The sequence below is a fragment of the Streptomyces sp. NPDC034670 genome, from assembly GCF_055574875.1.
This window is the reverse complement of record NZ_JBVITR010000009.1, coordinates 38,716-54,832: the sequence shown is the minus strand read 5'-3', so window position 1 is coordinate 54,832 and position 16,117 is coordinate 38,716. Positions and strand designations below refer to the sequence as shown.

Here is a 16,117-nt window from a genome sequence, read left to right as displayed (position 1 = left end):
GGCCCGGGAGGGCACGTCGGCGCCCGGCGACCGCTCCACGGAAGCAAATCCGGGTTTTGCCCGCAAAGAGCCCTTTTACTAACCGAGGTCGCATATCGGACGCCGTGCCGGTGAGGGGCGGCGCCCCGGGGAGCGGGTCGGCGCGGTGGCGGCGGGGCGGCGGCGGGGTCCGGTGCCGCCCCGCCGGCTACGGCCCCGCCTCGTAGGTGATCCGCGTCATGTGGGGTGGTTCACCGTCCGGTCACGCACCGCGTGCGACGCCTCACCGGGAGGGGGCGTCGAACGTGACCGGCGCCTCGAAGGCGGCCCTCCGGGTGGCACGGCGCAGGGCCCGCAGGACCGGGGCGCCCAACGACAGGGTCAGCACGACGGTCACCAGCGCCCGGCCCAGGTCCCAGCCGAGGGACGTGGCCAGGCAGTAGGCCAGGAAGCGGGCCAGGTTCGCGGGGACCGCCGCCCCGGGGTCGAAGGAGATGTTCGAGGCGAGGGCGGACATGAAGGGCCAGCCCGCCATGTTCATCACGGTGCCGTAGGCGAAGGCCGCCAGGAAGCCGTACGCCGCCAGCATCAGGAGTTCGGCGCGGCCGCGCAGGCGGTCCGGGCCCGGCAGCAGGCCCGCGCCCGCCGTGAACCAGCCCATCGCCAGCATCTGGAACGGGAGCCAGGGGCCGACCCCGCCCGTGAGCAGGGCGGACGCGAACATCGTCACCGAGCCGAGGACGAAGCCGAAGCCGGGACCGAGGACCCGGCCGCTGAGCACCATGAGGAAGAACATGGGCTCCAGACCGGCCGTCCCGGCGCCGATGGGGCGCAGCGCCGCGCCCGTCGCCGCCAGGACGCCGAGCATCGCCACCGCCTTCGGGCCGAGACCGGACTCGGAGATCGTCGCCGCCACCACCGCGACCAGCAGGACCAGCAGGCCCGCGAAGAGCCAGGGGGCGTCCTGGGCGTGGGCGTTCACGGCGGACTCGGGCGGGGCGAGGAAGGGCCAGCCGAAGCCGGCCACGCCCACCGCGCTCACCAGCGCCAGGGCCGCCAGCGAACGCGGACCCAGCCGGACGGCCCGCGCCCGGCGCCGCGCACCGGTGCCGCCGGCGGTCACGACAGCGCCTTTCGGACCTGGGAGACCGTGAGCCAGTGCTGCGGGGCCAGGACCTTCGCCACCTGCGGGGCGAAGGACGGGGACGCCACCACCACCTCGGCCGCCGGGCCGTCCGCGATCACCTCGCCCTCGGCGAGCAGGACCACCCGCCGGGCGAGCTCCGCCGCCAGTTCCACGTCGTGGGTGGCCAGGACGATCGCGTGGCCCCCGGCGGCCAGGGAGCGCAGGATCGCCACCAGGCGGGCCTTCGCCGCGTAGTCCAGGCCGCGGGTCGGCTCGTCCAGCAGGAGCAGGGGCGGACGGGCGGCCAGGACCACCGCCAGGGCGAGGGCCAGGCGCTGACCCTCGGACAGGTCGCGGGGGTGGGTGTCGTCGGCCACCTCGGGAAGCAGTTCGGACAGCAGGGCGCGGCACGTGCCCGGCTCCGCGCCCGCGTCCTGGTCGGCGGCGGCGCACTCCGCGGCGACCGTGTCGGCGTGGAGCAGGTCGCGCGGTTCCTGCGGCACCAGGCCGACGCGGCGGACCAGGTCGCGGGGGCGGGTGCGGTGGGGCACCGCGCCGCCGGTGCGGACCGATCCCGCGGACGGTTCGACGAGGCCGGTGAGCGCGTTCAGCAGCGTCGACTTCCCGGCACCGTTGCGGCCCATGAGGGCGACGGTCTCGCCGGGGACGACGGTCAGGTCGACGTGGCGCAGGGCCTGGACGCGGTCGCGGCGGACGGCGAGGGAGCGGACCTCGGCCACGTACGCGGGGGCCGGGACGTCCGGCTTCGCGCGCGGCAGCAGGCGGCGCCGGCCGGCCGGGGGCGGCGCGGGCGCCGGGGCCGCGTCCCGCCGCGGCTCCCGGCCGGCGAGGCGTTCCCGCAGCGGGGCCGCCCTGCGCCGCGCGTCCCGGACCGTGAGCGGCAGCGGGGACCAGCCGGCGAGGCGGCCCAGGTCCACCACGGGAGGGAAGACGGGGGACACCGCCATCACCTCCGCCGGGGTGCCGGGGAGCGGCGGCTCGCCGGGACCCGGCAGCAGGACCACCTGGTCGGCGTACTGCACGACGCGTTCCAGGCGGTGCTCGGCCATGAGGACCGTGGTGCCCAGGTCGTGGACCAGGCGCTGGAGGACCGCCAGGACCTCCTCGGCCGCCGCCGGGTCGAGCGCGGAGGTCGGCTCGTCCAGGACCAGCACCCGGGGGTGCGGGGTGAGGACCGAGCCGATGGCGACCCGCTGCCGCTGGCCCCCGGAGAGGGTGGAGAGCGGGCGGTCGCGCAGGTCGGCCAGGCCCAGCAGGTCGAGGGTCTCCTCGACCCGGCGGCGCATCACGTCCGGGGCCAGGCCCAGCGACTCCATGCCGTAGGCGAGTTCGTCCTCGACGGTGTCCGTCACGAAGTGGGCGAGCGGGTCCTGGCCCACCGTCCCCACCACGTCGGCCAGTTCGCGCGGCTTGTGGGTGCGGGTGTCGCGGCCGGCGACGGTGACCCTGCCGCGCAGGGTGCCGCCGGTGAAGTGCGGGACCAGGCCGCTGACCGCGCCCAGCACCGTGGACTTGCCGACGCCGGACGGGCCGACGAGGAGGACCAGTTCGCCCTCGGGGACCTCGAAGTCGACGCCCTGGACGGAGGGTTCGGCCAGGCCGTCGTACGTCACCGACACGTTCTCGAAGCGGATCACGACGGCTCCTTGCGGGTGGCGCCCACGGGGGCGGGGGTGACGAAGGCGGGGAGCAGGCCGATCAGGACGGCCGCCGCGGGCCACAGGGGGAGGACGGGCGCGACGAGCGGGACCACGCCGGGGTGCAGGGCCGCCGGGTCGCGGGCGGCGGCGAGGGCCAGCAGCGCCGCGACCACCGCCCCCGAACCGGCGACCAGCCAGGCCCGGGCGTCCCAGCGGTCGGGCCGGTAACGGGTGCGCAGGGTGCGCCGCCCGCCCAGCCGCAGGCCCGCCAGGGCGGCGGCGAGACCGGTGAGGAGGACGGGCAGGCCGTAGGTGCCGCCCTCGGCGGTGAGCAGTCCGTACGTGCCGGCGCAGACGCCGAGCAGACCGCCGAGGGTGAGGGCGGCGGTGGTCCGGCGGACGGCCGGCGGGACCTCGGCGCTGCGGCCGTAGCCGCGGGCGTCCATCGCGGCGGCCAGGGCGACGGAACGCTCCAGCGCGCCCTCCAGGACCGGGAGTCCGACCTGCAGCAGACCGCGCAGTCCCTTGTCGGGGCGGCCGCGCAGCCGGCGGGCGGCGCGCAGGCGCTGCACGTCGGCGATCAGGTTCGGGGCGAAGGTCAGCGCCACGACGACGGCCACGCCCATCTCGTACAGGGCGCCGGGGAGGGACTTGAGCAGGCGGGAGGGGTGGGCGAGGGCGTTCGCGGCGCCCACGCAGACGAGCAGCGTGGCGAGTCTCAGGCCGTCGTACAGGGCGAAGACGAGGGCCTCGGCGGTGACCCGGCCGCCGAGGCGGATGCCCTGCGCCCAGTCGGGGAGCGGGACTTCGGGGAGGTGGACGAGCACGTGCGTACCGGGGACGGGGGAGCCGAGGACGATCGCGAAGAGGAGGCGGACGACCAGCACGGCGAGGGCGAGCTTGACGAACGCGCCGTAGGAGCGGGCCCAGGGCGCGTCCGGGCGGCGGGTCGCCACGACGTACGCGGAGACCGTGAGGAGCAGGGCGAGCAGCAGCGGGTTGGTGGTGCGGGTGGCGGCGGTGCCCAGGGCGAGGGCCCACAGCCACCAGGCGCCGGGGTGGAGCGGGGTGCCGTGGGGGCGGCGGGCGGCGGGGACGTCCGGCGCCACCGGGCCGGCGGCGCCGGAGCGCCCCCGCGGGCGGACGTCGTCAGCCACGACGGCGGGCCTGCCAGGTCGCCGCCGCGCCCAGGAGCACCACCACGGCGATCCCGGCGACGAGGCCGAGGGACGGGCCGCCGGCCGGTCCGCCCTCCTCGCCCGCGGACTCCCGGGCGGGGGCGGACTCCTGCGCGGACGCGGACGTCCCGGACCCCGACACCTGCTCCCCGCAGCCCTGCGCCGGGTACCCGGCGATCGCGCACAGCAGGGCGCTGCTGTCGTAGCGCAGGGGTCCCGCGACGGCGGCCAGGGCCTCGGCCGTCGTCGCGTCCGGGGGGACCTGCGCGCAGGCCGTGCGGCGCGCGGGCGGGGTCTCGTCGGCGGGGGCGTCGGCGGGGGTGCCGAAGTCGAGCACCAGGGCGACGCGCTTCGTGCCGTCCCGCGGCGGGGTCCCGGCGCAGACCGCGGCGAAGTCGGCGGCGTTGCGGGGCTGCGCCGCGTCGGCGGAGTCCTCGCTGACGGAGAAGCGGAAGCCCTGGACGTCGCCGTCGGAGGGGCGGGCGAGGGAGGGGCCCTGGGTGGCGTACGTCCACGCCCCGCCGTCGCGCTCCCAGAAGGACCAGTAGCGGTAGCCGGTGGCCTGCGCCGGGCCCGCGCCCGCCAGCAGCGGCAGGAGCGCGGCCAGGAACAGGACGGCGGCGCGGCGTATCACGGCTGTCGCCTCTTCGCGCGGACGCCGACCAGGACGCCGGCGCCGGCGACCAGGCAGGCGCCGACGAGCCACCAGACGCCGGAGCCGGAGTCCTTCTCCTCCTCCGCCGCGTCCCGCGCCTCCAGGGTGTTCCTCTCGCCCTTGCCGTCCTGGCCGGCCTGCGCGGCCGGGCCGGTCGCGGCGAGCTTCTCCACCAGGTCGGTGCCGCCGAAGTCGCGCGGGTCGGAGCCGGTGGCGTGGGCGGCGAGGATCAGCTGGGCGTAGGCGGCGGGACCGCTCCGGGCGGCCCAGTCGGCGGCGTTCTTCTCCAGCCAGGCCAGGGACGCGGCGGCCTGCTCGGCGGAGCCCTGCGCGGCGAGGGCGACGACCGCGTCGGCGGTGTTGCCGTGGTCGGGCTGGTCCTCGGCACCGGCGAGGGCGGAGGTGAGGTGGCCGTCCTCGGCGAGGACGGCCGTGAGGTGGGCGGCGCCGTTGGCGGCGGCCTGCTCGGGGGTGGTGGCCTCCGCGCAGCCGGCCTCCGCCCGCGCGGTCCGCTCCGGGTCCTCGCCCGGCTCGACGGCCAGGCCCTCGCCGAGCGCGCCGAGGACGCCCGCCGCCGTGGCGTCCGCGTTGGCGACCAGCCCGCCCTTCTCGTCCGGCTGGAAGGCGAAGGCGCCCGCACCCTCGGCGTCGCAGGGGAGCGCCAGCGCCAGCAGGGCGTCGTAGGGGGACTTGCCGTCCTTCCGCACGTCGGCCGGCCGCTCGCCGGCGGCGGCCAGGGCGCCGATGACGACGGAGGTGGAGTTGGTGTCGGTGGCGCCACCCGCCGTGTAGCCCCAGCCGCCGTCCTCGTTCTGCACGGACTTCAGCCAGTCGACGGCCTTCTCCGTCACGGCGTCGTGGCCGCCGAGCGCGGCGAGGGCCTGGACGGCGGCGGCGGTCTGGTTGGTGTCGACCGCCGTCCCGTCGTCGCACGCCTTCGCGGTGTCGGCGCGGTACGGGGCGAAGGAGCCGTCGGCGCACTGCTGTCCGGCCAGCCAGTCGACGGCCGGCTGCGGCGGCCGGGCGCCCACCGCGTGCTGCGCGAGCAGGGCGAGCGACTGGCGCCAGACGCCGTCGTACTGCGGGTCGCCGTCGCCGTACAGGGCGGACGGGAGTTCCGCCCGGGACGGTGACGGGGAGGGGGACGGGGCGGCGGCGGCCGGCGCGGCGGCGCCGATCACGGCGGCGGCGGCCAGGACCGCTGCGCTGCGGCGGACGTTCATGATCGGCGGGTGCCTCTCCCTGCGGGGAACCGCGCAGCAGGGGACACCCCGGCGGCTCGGCTCCGTATACCTCGACGGTGCCGTGCCCGGCGGAGCGCCGGACACGTGAGCCGGTCACGTCCGTCCGGGGCATTCCGGCTCGCCGCCCCCGAGGACGGCTCACGGTTGCGGGTCAGCGCCGGAATTGCACCGGCTTCCCCCCGTACGGGTGTGATGACGACCCCGTCACTCTACCCGGCCGTGGGAGAGGGGCCGGGGGCGGCTTCCCGGGGTGACCGGGGTCACGGCGGCGGTGGGGCGGGGAGGCGCGGCGGCCGCCGGAGCGGTGGGCCGGGTGCCGCGGGGCCGGACGCCGCACGGGGCCGGACGCCGCACGGGGCCGGCCCGCGTCCGTCGGCGGGGACGCGGGCCGGCCGGGGCGAGGGGTGCGGTCAGGAGGCCGTGCAGGCGCCGACCTGCGGGGGCGTCGAGCCGCCGTTCCGGTTCACGGTGAAGCCGAAGCTGGTCGAGGCGCCGGGCGCCAGCGTGCCGTTCCAGCTGGACCGCACCGTCATGACGCTGCCGCTGCTGTCCCAGGCGGGGGTGCCGTTCCAGACCGTGGTGACCTTCTGCGGGGCGGTCAGGGTGACGTTCACGCTCCAGTTGCTGATCCGCGAACTGCCCGCCGTGACGGTCACCTTGCCGTTGTAACCGCCGCCCCAGTCCTCCGCCGTGGTGTAGGTGGCGGTGCAGGCCGCGCCCGGGGTGCCCGGGTCGCCGGGGTCGCCGCCGGAGGAGCCGCCGAGCGCGCTCAGTACGGCGTGGTAGGCGGGCTTCTTGCCGTAGTTGTCGTCGAACAGCAGCGGCGTTCCGCTCGCCCGCCACGAGTACTTGTCCGGGATGCCCCACACCGTGATGCCGGTGCAGCGGGTCACCGCCAGGCAGGCCCGCACGACGTTGCCGTAGTCGGTGGCCTGGGCCTGGCCCGAGCCCTCGATGTCCAGCTCGGTGATCTGCACGTCGACCCCGAGGTCGGCGAAGCGCTGGATGTTGGCCCGGTAGTCGGACGGGACGGGCGAGTTGCGGTTGAAGTGGGACTGGAGGCCGACGCAGTCGATCGGCACGCCGCGGGCCTTGAAGTCCCTGACCATGTTGTAGACGGCAGTGCTCTTCGCGTTGACGCCGTCGGTGTTGTAGTCGTTGTAGCAGAGCTTGGCGTCCGGGTCGGCCGCGCGGGCGGTGCGGAACGCCTCCTCGATGAACCCGTCGCCGAGCTTGTCCTGGAAGGGCGAGCTGCGCCGGGCGCCGCTGCCGCCGTCCTGGAACGCCTCGTTGACCACGTCCCAGGAGTGGATCTTGCCCTTGTAGTGGGTCATGACCTGGGTGATGTGGTGGTTCATGGCCGACCGGAGGTCGGCGGCGCCCAGCGCGGAGACCCAGCCCGGCAGCTGGGAGTGCCACACCAGGGTGTGTCCCCGGACGTCCATGCCCCGGCTCCGGGCGTGGTCCACGATCCGGTCGGCCGCGCCGAAGTCGAAGGAGCCGCGGCTCGGCTCCAGGGCGTCCCACTTCATCTCGTTCTCGGGGGTCACCGAGGTGAACTCGGTGTTCAGCGTGGAGACGTACGGCGCTTCGCCCAGGCGGTGCGCCGCGACCGCGGCACCGAAGTAGCGGCCCTTCTCGGCGGCCGCCGCGCCCAGGGTGTCGGCGGCGTGGGCGGTCCGGGGGAGTGCCGCGAGCGCGGTGACGGTGAGCAGGGCGGTGGTGGCGGCGCTCAGGGCGGCGCGCAGGCGGCCCCTGCCTCCGGCGGCCGCGGCCCCGGCCTTCCTTCTGATCATGAGCATGCCATCCCTTTTCCGGTGGGGGTCCCTCGGCGCGGAGGGCTGGGATCGTCTGCCGTGCGATGATTCGAAAATTTCGGACTCGGTTCCGAATAGCTGCGGTGACGATACGGACGGTGGCAGGAGTGGTCAACCGTTCGCGCACGCCCGGTCCCGGTATGGCCGAAGCGGTACCGGGGCGGGGGAGGAGAGGCCTCCGCCGAAAGGCGGCGAAAGTTTCGTCAGGGGGTGCCGGGCTCCTCCGGGGTCGCCAGGTCCATCAGGCGGCACGCCGTCTCGATGTCGCTCCTCACCTGGGCGATGGAGGCGCGGCCCGAGAGCCAGGTGATCAGCGTCGAGTGCCAGGTGTGCTCGATGACGCGCACCGCGGCGAGCTGCTCGGGCGTGGGGTCGGTGAGGCCCACGGCGTCCAGGATGATCGCCGTGGTCTGCCGGGAGACCTGGTCGACCTCCGGGCTCACGCTGCGGTCCGCGAAGGTCAGGGCGCGCACCATGGCGTCGGCCAGGTGCGGCTCGCGCTGGAGCGCGCGGAAGGCCCGCATCAGGGTCTCGGCGGCCCGCTCGGCCGCGGTCGCGCCGGCCGGCGGCTTCTTCCGCAGGGTGCCGTGCAGGTGCTCCAGCTGGTCCTGCATCGTGGCGACCAGCAGGTGGACCTTGGACGGGAAGTAGCGGTACAGCGTGCCGAGCGCCACCTGGGAGGACTCCGCGACCTCGCGCATCTGCACCGCGTCGAAGCCGCCGCGGCCGGCGAGCTGGGCGCTCGCCCGCAGGATGCGCCGCCGGCGCGCCTCCTGCCGCTCGGTGAGCGGCGAGGCGGGGGCGGAGCGCGGTGCGGCCGGGGCGGAGCGCGGAGCGCGGGCCTGCGTCCGGGCCCCCTCGTCCGCCGTGGCCGCCGTGGGCGACTCGGCCGCCTTGGCCGCCTTGGCCGCCTTGTCCCTGTTGGCTTCCGCGGGCATGGGTCCCGTCCGTGACAGTCGGTGAGGATGGATGATCAGACAGCATGGCACGCCGTCCGCCGTGGCGTGAATCACCTGATCCACTGCTCACAGCGCCCTTACCTGCCGGTAGATTCGGAGGCTCTGAACGATCAACTCTGAAACTTGTTCTAGATGAGCGTCCCGGCGTAGTCTCGCGGGACAGTGCAGGGAGAAGGGGGCCCAGAGTGACCGCTGAGGCCAGTCAGGCCGGGTCCTTGGAAGGGCCCGCATCCGACGGCTTGCGACCGCTCCGCATCGCACTCCTCACCTACAAGGGAAACCCGTTCTGCGGCGGGCAGGGCGTCTACGTGCGCCACCTCTCGCGCGAGCTCGCCCGCCTCGGGCACCGGGTCGAGGTCATCGGCGCCCAGCCCTACCCCGTCCTCGACGAGGGGTACGACGGGCTGAGCCTCACCGAGCTGCCCAGCCTCGACCTCTACCGCCAGCCGGACCCCTTCCGCACCCCGAAGCGCGACGAGTACCGCGACTGGATCGACGCGCTCGAGGTCGGCACGATGTGGACCGGCGGCTTCCCCGAGCCGCTGACGTTCTCCCTGCGCGCCCGCCGCCATCTGCGCGCCCGCCGCGGGGACTTCGACGTCGTCCACGACAACCAGACGCTCGGCTACGGCCTGCTCGGCGACGTCGGCGCCCCCCTGGTGACCACCATCCACCACCCCATCACCGTCGACCGGCAGTTGGAGCTGGACGCCGCCGGGAGCCGGCGGCGCCGGTACTCGGTGCGCCGCTGGTACGCCTTCACCCGGATGCAGAAGCGGGTGGCGCGCCGCCTGCCGTCCGTGCTCACCGTCTCCGGCACCTCCCGTCAGGAGATCATCGACCACCTCGGCGTGCGGCAGGACCGGATCCACGTCGTCCACATCGGCGCCGACACCGACCTGTTCGCGCCGGACCCGTCGGTGCCGGTGGTGCCGGGCCGGATCGTGACCACCTCCAGCGCGGACGTGCCGCTCAAGGGCCTGGTCTTCCTCGTCGAGGCGCTGGCGAAGGTCCGCACCGAGCACCCGGAGGCCCACCTGGTCGTGGTCGGCAAGCGGCCCGCGGAGGGGCCCGTCGCCCAGGCGATGGAGCGCTACGGGCTCGAGGGCGCGGTCGAGTTCGTCAAGGGCATCTCGGACGCCGAACTCGTCGACCTCGTGCGCTCGGCGCAGGTCGCGTGCGTGCCGTCGCTCTACGAGGGCTTCTCGCTCCCGGCCGCCGAGGCGATGGCCACGGGCACCCCGCTGCTCGCCACGACCGGCGGCGCGATCCCCGAGGTCGCCGGCCGCGACGGGGAGACGTGCCTGGCCGTGCCGCCCGGCGACGCGGGGGCGCTGGCCGCCGGACTCACCAGGCTGCTGGGCGACGCGGAGCTGCGGGCGCGGCTCGGGACGGCCGGGCGGGAGCGGGTGCTGCGGCACTTCACCTGGGCGCGGGCGGCCGAGGGCACGGTGGCCCGCTACCGCGAGGCGATGGCCGGCCCGGACGGCCGTGACGCCGCGGGGGCCCGCTCGGCGGGCACGGCCCGGCGCCGCCCCGCGGCGGACCACGGCCGCCCGGCGCCGCGGCCCGCCGGCCGCTCCGCGACCACGCCCCCCGGCCGCCCCGCGGCCCCCACGGACGGGGACACCGCCCCCGGGGTCCCCGCGGGCCCGGGCGCCGTGTCCGTGACCACAGCAGAAACCTCAGACCGCGAAAGCAGGGCCACGTGCTGACCGTCGACTTCTCCCGGTTCCCGCTCGCCCCGGGCGACCGCGTCCTGGACCTCGGCTGCGGGGCCGGCCGGCACGCGTTCGAGTGCTACCGGCGCGGCGCGCGGGTCGTGGCGCTGGACCGGAACGGCGAGGAGATCCGCGAGGTCGCCCAGTGGTTCGCGGCGATGAAGGAGGCCGGGGAGGCCCCCGCCGGAGCCACCGCGACCGCCATGGAGGGCGACGCCCTCGCCCTGCCCTTCCCCGACGCGTCCTTCGACGTCGTGATCATCTCCGAGGTGATGGAGCACATCCCGGACGACAAGGGCGTCCTCGCGGAGATGGTGCGCGTGCTCAGGCCCGGCGGCCGGATCGCGATCACCGTCCCGCGCTACGGTCCCGAGAAGGTGTGCTGGACGCTGTCCGACGCCTACCACGAGGTCGAGGGCGGCCACATCCGCATCTACAAGGCGGACGAGCTGCTGGCGAAGATCCGCGAGGCGGGCCTGCGCCCCTACGGCACCCACCACGCGCACGCGCTGCACTCGCCGTACTGGTGGCTGAAGTGCGCGTTCGGCGTGGACAACGACAAGGCGCTGCCGGTGCGGGCGTACCACAAGCTGCTGGTCTGGGACATCATGAAGAAGCCGCTGGCCACCCGGGTCGCCGAGCGGGCGCTGAACCCGGTGATCGGCAAGAGCTTCGTGGCGTACGCGACCAAGCCGCACCTGCCGCGCGCCGAGGCCGAGGCGGACGCCGCGTGACCACTCCCCGGACCCCCCGGACGGAACACCTCGTCCTGCCCGGGGTCCTCACCGCCGGGCAGGCCGCCGCGACCGTCGCCGGCATCCTCGCCGTGCAGCGGGAGGACGGCGCGATCCCGTGGTTCCGCGGGCACCACCTGGACCCCTGGGACCACGTCGAGGCCGCGATGGCGCTGGACACGGCCGGCGAGCACGAGGCCGCCGAGCGGGCCTACCTGTGGCTGGCCCGGCACCAGTTGGAGGACGGCTCCTGGTACGCCGCCTACGCCGACGGCGACCCGCACGACGTCACCGACCGGGGCCGCGAGACCAACTTCGTCGCCTACATCGCGGTCGGCGTCTGGCACCACTACCTCTCCACCGGCGACGACACGTTCCTGGACCGCATGTGGCCCTCCGTGCGGGCGGCGGTGGAGTTCGTGCTGCGGCTGCAGCAGCCCGGCGGGCAGATCGGCTGGCGGCGCGACGACGACGGCACGGCCGTCGCGGACGCGCTGCTCACCGGCTCCTCGTCCGTCCACCACGCGCTGCGCTGCGCCCTGGCCGTCGCCGAGCAGCGCGAGGAGCCGCAGCCCGACTGGGAGCTGGCGGCGGGCGCGCTCCGGCACGCGATCCGGCACCACCCGGAGCGGTTCCTGGACAAGGACCGCTACTCGATGGACTGGTACTACCCGGTGCTCGGCGGCGCGCTCACCGGCGCCGAGGCCAAGGCCCGCATCGAGGAGGGCTGGGACCGCTTCGTCGTGCCCGGGCTCGGGGTGCGCTGCGTGGTGCCCAACCCGTGGGTGACCGGCGGCGAGTCGGCCGAACTCGCCCTGGCCCTGTGGGCGATGGGCGAGTCCGACCGCGCGCTGGAGGTGCTCCAGTCGATCCAGCACCTGCGCGATCCGGAGACCGGCCTGTACTGGACGGGCTACGTCTTCGACGACGGGGTGATCTGGCCGCGGGAGCTGACCTCCTGGACGGCCGGCGCCCTGCTGCTGGCCGTCGCCGCGCTCGGCGGCCACGAGGCCACCTGCACGGTGTTCGGCGGCGACCACCTGCCCCGGGGCCTCGACCCGGACTGCTGCGCCCTGACCTGAGGGGGAGCCCCCGGACCCCCGGGTCACGCGGCTGGTCGTCCGGTCGGTGGGGCGGGGGTGTCGGGGGCGTGGGTCAGGGGCGGCGGAGGCGGCCCGCGATGGCGTGGCCGATGAACAGGTGGACCACCGCGGCCAGTCCGTAACCGGCGACCACCCGCGCCCACTCCTCGTCGAAGGTGCTGCGTTCTCCGGGGGGAGCCCCCGGACCCCCGGGTCACGCGGCTGGTCGTCCGGTCGGTGGGGCGGGGGTGTCGGGGGTGTGGGTCAGGGGCGGCGGAGGCGGCCCGCGATGGCGTGGCCGATGAACAGGTAGACCACCGCGGCCAGTCCGTAACCGGCGACCACCCGCGCCCACTCCTCGTCGAAGGTGAACAGGTCACGCGACCAGCCGGCCAGCCAGTTGGCCGCGTCATGGACGAACTGCACCAGGTCGTTGCCCCGGTTGGCGTCCAGCAGGTACATCAGGATCCACAGTCCGAGGATGACGGCCATGATGTCCGCGATCACCGCGACGACCGTCCCCGCGGAGTTGGAGCCAGTGCGATAGCGAGGGGACATGCCTTCCGTCTGGCCCCGGAAGCCCGGTTGAAACCCGCGAGGGCGACCGGACCCGGCGCCGGTCCGCCCCCGGGCGCCCGCCCCGGACGGCGACGGCCCCCCGCCCGCGAGGGCGAGGGGCCGGTGTGACGGGGGCCGGGGTCAGCCGCGCTGGATCCCCGAGGTGTCCTGCAGCACGCCGCGCCGGCCGTCCTGCGTCTGGGCGACGAGGGCCTGACCGCGCTGCTCCACCGCCAGGTACCAGGTACCGGGGGCCAGTTCGGCGATCGGCGTGGGCGAGCCGTCCTCCGGGAAGAGCGGCCGGGGCACCGGCACGGCGAACCAGAACGGCGAGAAGTCGCCGGCCGGCGCCGGTGCGGGCTGTCCCTGCTGCGGCTGGCCGGGGAAGGGCTGCTGGCCGGGCTGGCCCGGCTGCGGCTGACCGCCGAAGGAGGCCTGCTGCGCGCCCGGGTAGCCGTAACCGCCGGGCGGCTGGGCGCCGTAGGGCTGCGGGGCTGCGGGGCGGGGGGCCGGGACGAGGGCGCCCTTGAGGGCGGGGACCAGCGGGGTGGCGACGGCCGCGGCGGCCATGACGAGCGTGGCGACGAGGGCCAGGATCAGGCCGATGCCGGGGTCGGGGCCGTCGGAGCCGCCGCCGAAGTTGTCGGCGCCACCGGCCACGTCGAAGATGTTGCCGAGCGCGCTCCAGGCGGCGAACACCGTGAAGGCCGTGCCGAACTGGGCGAGGTCGAGCCCCGCGACCTTCGGCGGCTGCGGCAGGCCCCGGCTGACGACGACGAGCGCGGCGCCGATGAGGCCCGCCAGCACGACACCGAGTACCACCGGCCCGCTCGCCCACAGGCTGGGGAGGTCGAGACTGTCGGGCGCGCCGTCGACGGAGTAGAGATCGAGGAACGACGCGATGAACAGCAACACCGCTGCTCCGATCACCACGCCGTCGCCTCGAGTGAGGGAGCGGATATTCACTTCAGGTCCTTCGATAGTCGTCTCGTCGTCGGAGGAGGCGTCGCTGTCACCACGTTGCCCGAGGGCCCCGGTGGGAAGCGCGGGGGTGGCGCCCCTCATCGTCCGGACGACACTATCGTCCGGACGATCGGGCTGTCCGCCGGGACCGGCGGGCCGATCCCTACCCGCGCAGGAAGCTCACGATTCCGTCGGAGATCCCCCGCGCCGCTTTCTGCCGCCAGGCGCCGCTGGTCAGCAGCGCCGCGTCCTTGCTATCGCGCATGTTGCCGCACTCGACGAACACCTTCGGAACCGTTGACAGATTGAGACCGCCCAGGTCCTTCCGCGTGACGAGGCCGGTGCCGCCGCCGACGTAGTTGGAGGGGGCGTCGCCGGTGGCGCGGACGAAGTGGCCGGCGATGCGCTCACCGAGGTCGCGGGAGGGTCCGACGATGGCCCGGGTGTCGGCGGCGCCGGCGTCGACGGCACCGGGGAGGATGACGTGGAAGCCGCGGTTGCCGGCGCCGGAGCCGTCGGCGTGGATCGAGACGACGGCGTCGGCCTCCGCCTCGTTGCCGATCCGGGCCCGCTCGTCCACGCACGGTCCGAACGGCCGGTCGGCGTCCTGCGTCAGCTTCACGGTGGCGCCCTGCTCCTGGAGGAGCGCGCGCACGCGGTGGGCGACGTCGAGGGTGAACCGGGCCTCGGCGTAACCGTCGTCGGTGGACGTGCCGGTGGTGTCGCACTCCTTGCGGTGCGTCCCGACGTCCACCCGGCGGTTGATCTCGGCGGTGTGCCGGAAGTTGCCCGGGTTGTGCCCCGGGTCGAGGACGACGACCTTCCCCGCGAGCGGTCCGGAGGCGGAGGGGGAGGGGGCCGCGGGGGAGGCGGAGGGCTTCTGGTCGCCGGGGCCGCCCGGCGGCGAGGCGGCCGAGGAGGGCGCCCGGGACGAGGCGGACGCGGACGCCGTCGCGGACGTGCCCGCGGAGCTCCCGCCGTCCCCCGGTCCGTCCACGGCCGCGTACACCGCCCACCCGAGCAGCGCCCCGGGGACGAGCGCGGCGAGCGCCACGGTCAGCGGCCCGCGCCGGGACCGCCGGGGCCGGGGAGGATCGAAGCCGGGACCTGAGTACGACACGCGGCCACTCTAGGGCCTTGCGCCGAGCTCCCGTCCGCCCCGCGGGCGGCCGGGAGCTCGGCGGCAGGGCCCGGCGGCCCGCCCCGCCCTCCACCGGTCCGGCGGACTCAGATCCCCGTCCCCGTGCGGCGCAGCACCCGCAGGGAGCCGGTGGCCGAGACCTCCGTGAAGGCGCCGGACCCCAGGGCGCGGAGGTAGACGCGGTACGGGGCCTGGCCGGTGAACTCGTCCACCGGGTCCGGGAAGACGTCGTGGACGACGAGGAGGCCGCCCTCGGCGACGTGGGGGGCCCAGCCCTCGTAGTCGGCCGTGGCGTGCTCGTCGGTGTGGCCGCCGTCGACGAAGACCAGGGCGAGGGGGGAGTTCCACAGGGCGGCGATCTGCGGGGAGCGGCCCACCAGGGCCACCACCCGGTCCTCCAGTCCCGCCCGGTGCAGGGTGCGGCGGAAGGTGGGGAGGGTGTCCATCAGCCCGAGCTCCGGGTCGACCGTCTCCGGGTCGTGGTAGTCCCAGCCGGGCTGCTGCTCCTCGCTGCCGCGGTGGTGGTCCACGGTGAGCACGGTGACGCCCGCCCCGCGGGCCGCGTCGGCGAGCAGGATCGTGGAACGGCCGCAGTAGGTGCCGACCTCCAGCAGGGGCAGGCCCAGCCGTCCGGCCTCGGCCGCCGCCGCGTACAGGGCCAGGCCCTCGTCCGCGGGCATGAAGCCCTTCGCCGCCTCGAACGCGGCCAGGATCTCCGGCGGGGGAGCCATCGGCATGGGGGGTGCCTTTCCCGAGGTCGTACGTGGGCACGGCCCATGCTGCCGTACCCGCCCCGGGCCCCGTCGGCAGGGGTGCCGCGGGACGGCGGGGATCCGCCCGCCCCGGGACGCGGCGGTGCGACGCGGGGCGGACGGCCCCTGCGGCCCTTCGTCCGGCGGTCACCTGCGCGCGCCGCCGGTCACATGCGCGTGCCGCCCCCCGTGGTGCCCCGGTGGGTCTGGTCGCGCTTGTTCTTCCGGGGGATCAGCCCGGCCAGTCCGAGGAGGCCGAGGAGGCCCCACAGTCCGCCGTTGCCGCCGCCGTCGTCGTTGTCGTCCTGGGCCTGGACGACCGTGGCGACGGTGCCCGGACGGGTCGGCTGTTCGGCGGTCTGGCCGAAGGCCGCGCCGGCCGGTGCGACGGCGATGAGGGCGGCGATGAGGGCGGTGCCCGCGAGTTTGCGCATGGCGGGTCTCCTTCCGTGGTCTCAGCAGTCGCTTTCGCACCGTCCGTAGTGCCCCTTTTCTCCAGTAACAGGCATCTTTGGGAGTTCTGGTCCCTGGGTGCTGCTTCTTGTTT

The 16,117-nt window shown here is 75.6% G+C and carries 15 protein-coding genes and 1 riboswitch; of the genes, 3 read left to right on the top strand and 12 right to left on the bottom strand.

Annotated features, from left to right (window positions below; translation table 11 throughout):
• Positions 1-262 precede the first annotated feature (262 nt).
• From ACZ56B_RS09285 to ACZ56B_RS09255, 7 genes are all read right to left on the bottom strand, one after another.
• Positions 263-1,102, bottom strand: coding sequence for an ECF transporter S component (locus ACZ56B_RS09285; protein WP_468787931.1), 840 nt, complete (start codon positions 1,100-1,102; stop codon positions 263-265).
• Positions 1,099-2,763: an ABC transporter ATP-binding protein gene (locus ACZ56B_RS09280; RefSeq protein ID WP_468787929.1), complete on the bottom strand. Its 1,665-nt coding sequence runs from the start codon at positions 2,761-2,763 to the stop codon at positions 1,099-1,101. Before ACZ56B_RS09280 ends, ACZ56B_RS09285 begins: the two co-directional genes overlap by 4 nt.
• Positions 2,760-3,923: an energy-coupling factor transporter transmembrane component T gene (locus tag ACZ56B_RS09275; RefSeq protein WP_468787927.1), complete on the bottom strand. Its 1,164-nt coding sequence runs from the start codon at positions 3,921-3,923 to the stop codon at positions 2,760-2,762. The genes ACZ56B_RS09280 and ACZ56B_RS09275 overlap by 4 nt, the downstream gene beginning before the upstream one ends.
• Positions 3,916-4,578, bottom strand: a complete 663-nt coding sequence (locus ACZ56B_RS09270) for an SCO2322 family protein (protein ID WP_468787925.1) — start codon at positions 4,576-4,578, stop codon at positions 3,916-3,918. The genes ACZ56B_RS09275 and ACZ56B_RS09270 overlap by 8 nt, the downstream gene beginning before the upstream one ends.
• Positions 4,575-5,822, bottom strand: a complete 1,248-nt coding sequence (locus ACZ56B_RS09265) for a prenyltransferase/squalene oxidase repeat-containing protein (RefSeq protein WP_468787923.1) — start codon at positions 5,820-5,822, stop codon at positions 4,575-4,577. Before ACZ56B_RS09265 ends, ACZ56B_RS09270 begins: the two co-directional genes overlap by 4 nt.
• A 127-nt stretch (positions 5,823-5,949) precedes the next feature.
• A riboswitch (cobalamin riboswitch) is annotated at positions 5,950-6,022 on the bottom strand.
• Between the two features lie 231 nt (positions 6,023-6,253).
• Positions 6,254-7,639: a glycoside hydrolase family 10 protein gene (locus ACZ56B_RS09260; RefSeq protein ID WP_468787921.1), complete on the bottom strand. Its 1,386-nt coding sequence runs from the start codon at positions 7,637-7,639 to the stop codon at positions 6,254-6,256.
• A gap of 224 nt (positions 7,640-7,863) precedes the next feature.
• On the bottom strand, positions 7,864-8,598 hold the full coding sequence (locus tag ACZ56B_RS09255) for a TetR family transcriptional regulator (protein WP_468787919.1): 735 nt from the start codon (positions 8,596-8,598) through the stop codon (positions 7,864-7,866).
• A 206-nt stretch (positions 8,599-8,804) separates the two neighbouring features.
• On the opposite strand from ACZ56B_RS09255, the gene ACZ56B_RS09250 reads away from it, so the two are divergent.
• Genes ACZ56B_RS09250 through ACZ56B_RS09240 form a run of 3 tightly spaced genes read left to right on the top strand, consistent with a single transcriptional unit; the run spans position 8,805 to position 12,156 of the window.
• Positions 8,805-10,334, top strand: coding sequence for a glycosyltransferase family 4 protein (locus ACZ56B_RS09250; protein WP_468787917.1), 1,530 nt, complete (start codon positions 8,805-8,807; stop codon positions 10,332-10,334).
• Positions 10,328-11,074, top strand: coding sequence for a class I SAM-dependent methyltransferase (locus ACZ56B_RS09245; RefSeq protein WP_468787915.1), 747 nt, complete (start codon positions 10,328-10,330; stop codon positions 11,072-11,074). Before ACZ56B_RS09250 ends, ACZ56B_RS09245 begins: the two co-directional genes overlap by 7 nt.
• A complete protein-coding gene (locus tag ACZ56B_RS09240) occupies positions 11,071-12,156 on the top strand; it encodes a prenyltransferase/squalene oxidase repeat-containing protein (RefSeq protein WP_468787913.1) in 1,086 nt (361 codons plus the stop codon). The genes ACZ56B_RS09245 and ACZ56B_RS09240 overlap by 4 nt, the downstream gene beginning before the upstream one ends.
• A 264-nt stretch (positions 12,157-12,420) precedes the next feature.
• On the opposite strand, the gene ACZ56B_RS09235 is transcribed toward ACZ56B_RS09240, so the two are convergent.
• The 5 genes from ACZ56B_RS09235 to ACZ56B_RS09215 form a co-directional block, all read right to left on the bottom strand.
• Positions 12,421-12,714 (bottom strand): hypothetical protein, encoded by a 294-nt coding sequence (locus ACZ56B_RS09235; protein ID WP_004988791.1) that lies wholly within the window; start codon positions 12,712-12,714, stop codon positions 12,421-12,423.
• Positions 12,715-12,855: 141 nt separating this feature from the next.
• Positions 12,856-13,680: a hypothetical protein gene (locus ACZ56B_RS09230; protein WP_468787911.1), complete on the bottom strand. Its 825-nt coding sequence runs from the start codon at positions 13,678-13,680 to the stop codon at positions 12,856-12,858.
• 160 nt (positions 13,681-13,840) lie between these two features.
• On the bottom strand, positions 13,841-14,797 hold the full coding sequence (locus tag ACZ56B_RS09225; RefSeq protein ID WP_468787909.1) for an N-acetylmuramoyl-L-alanine amidase: 957 nt from the start codon (positions 14,795-14,797) through the stop codon (positions 13,841-13,843).
• A gap of 107 nt (positions 14,798-14,904) precedes the next feature.
• The gene (locus ACZ56B_RS09220; RefSeq protein ID WP_468787907.1) at positions 14,905-15,555 is read right to left on the bottom strand and encodes a class I SAM-dependent methyltransferase; all 651 of its coding nucleotides are present in this window, start codon (positions 15,553-15,555) and stop codon (positions 14,905-14,907) included.
• Between the two features lie 182 nt (positions 15,556-15,737).
• Complete coding sequence (locus ACZ56B_RS09215; RefSeq protein ID WP_468787905.1) at positions 15,738-16,004, bottom strand: WGxxGxxG family protein; 267 nt, start codon at positions 16,002-16,004, stop codon at positions 15,738-15,740.
• Between the last annotated feature and the right edge of the window lie 113 nt (positions 16,005-16,117).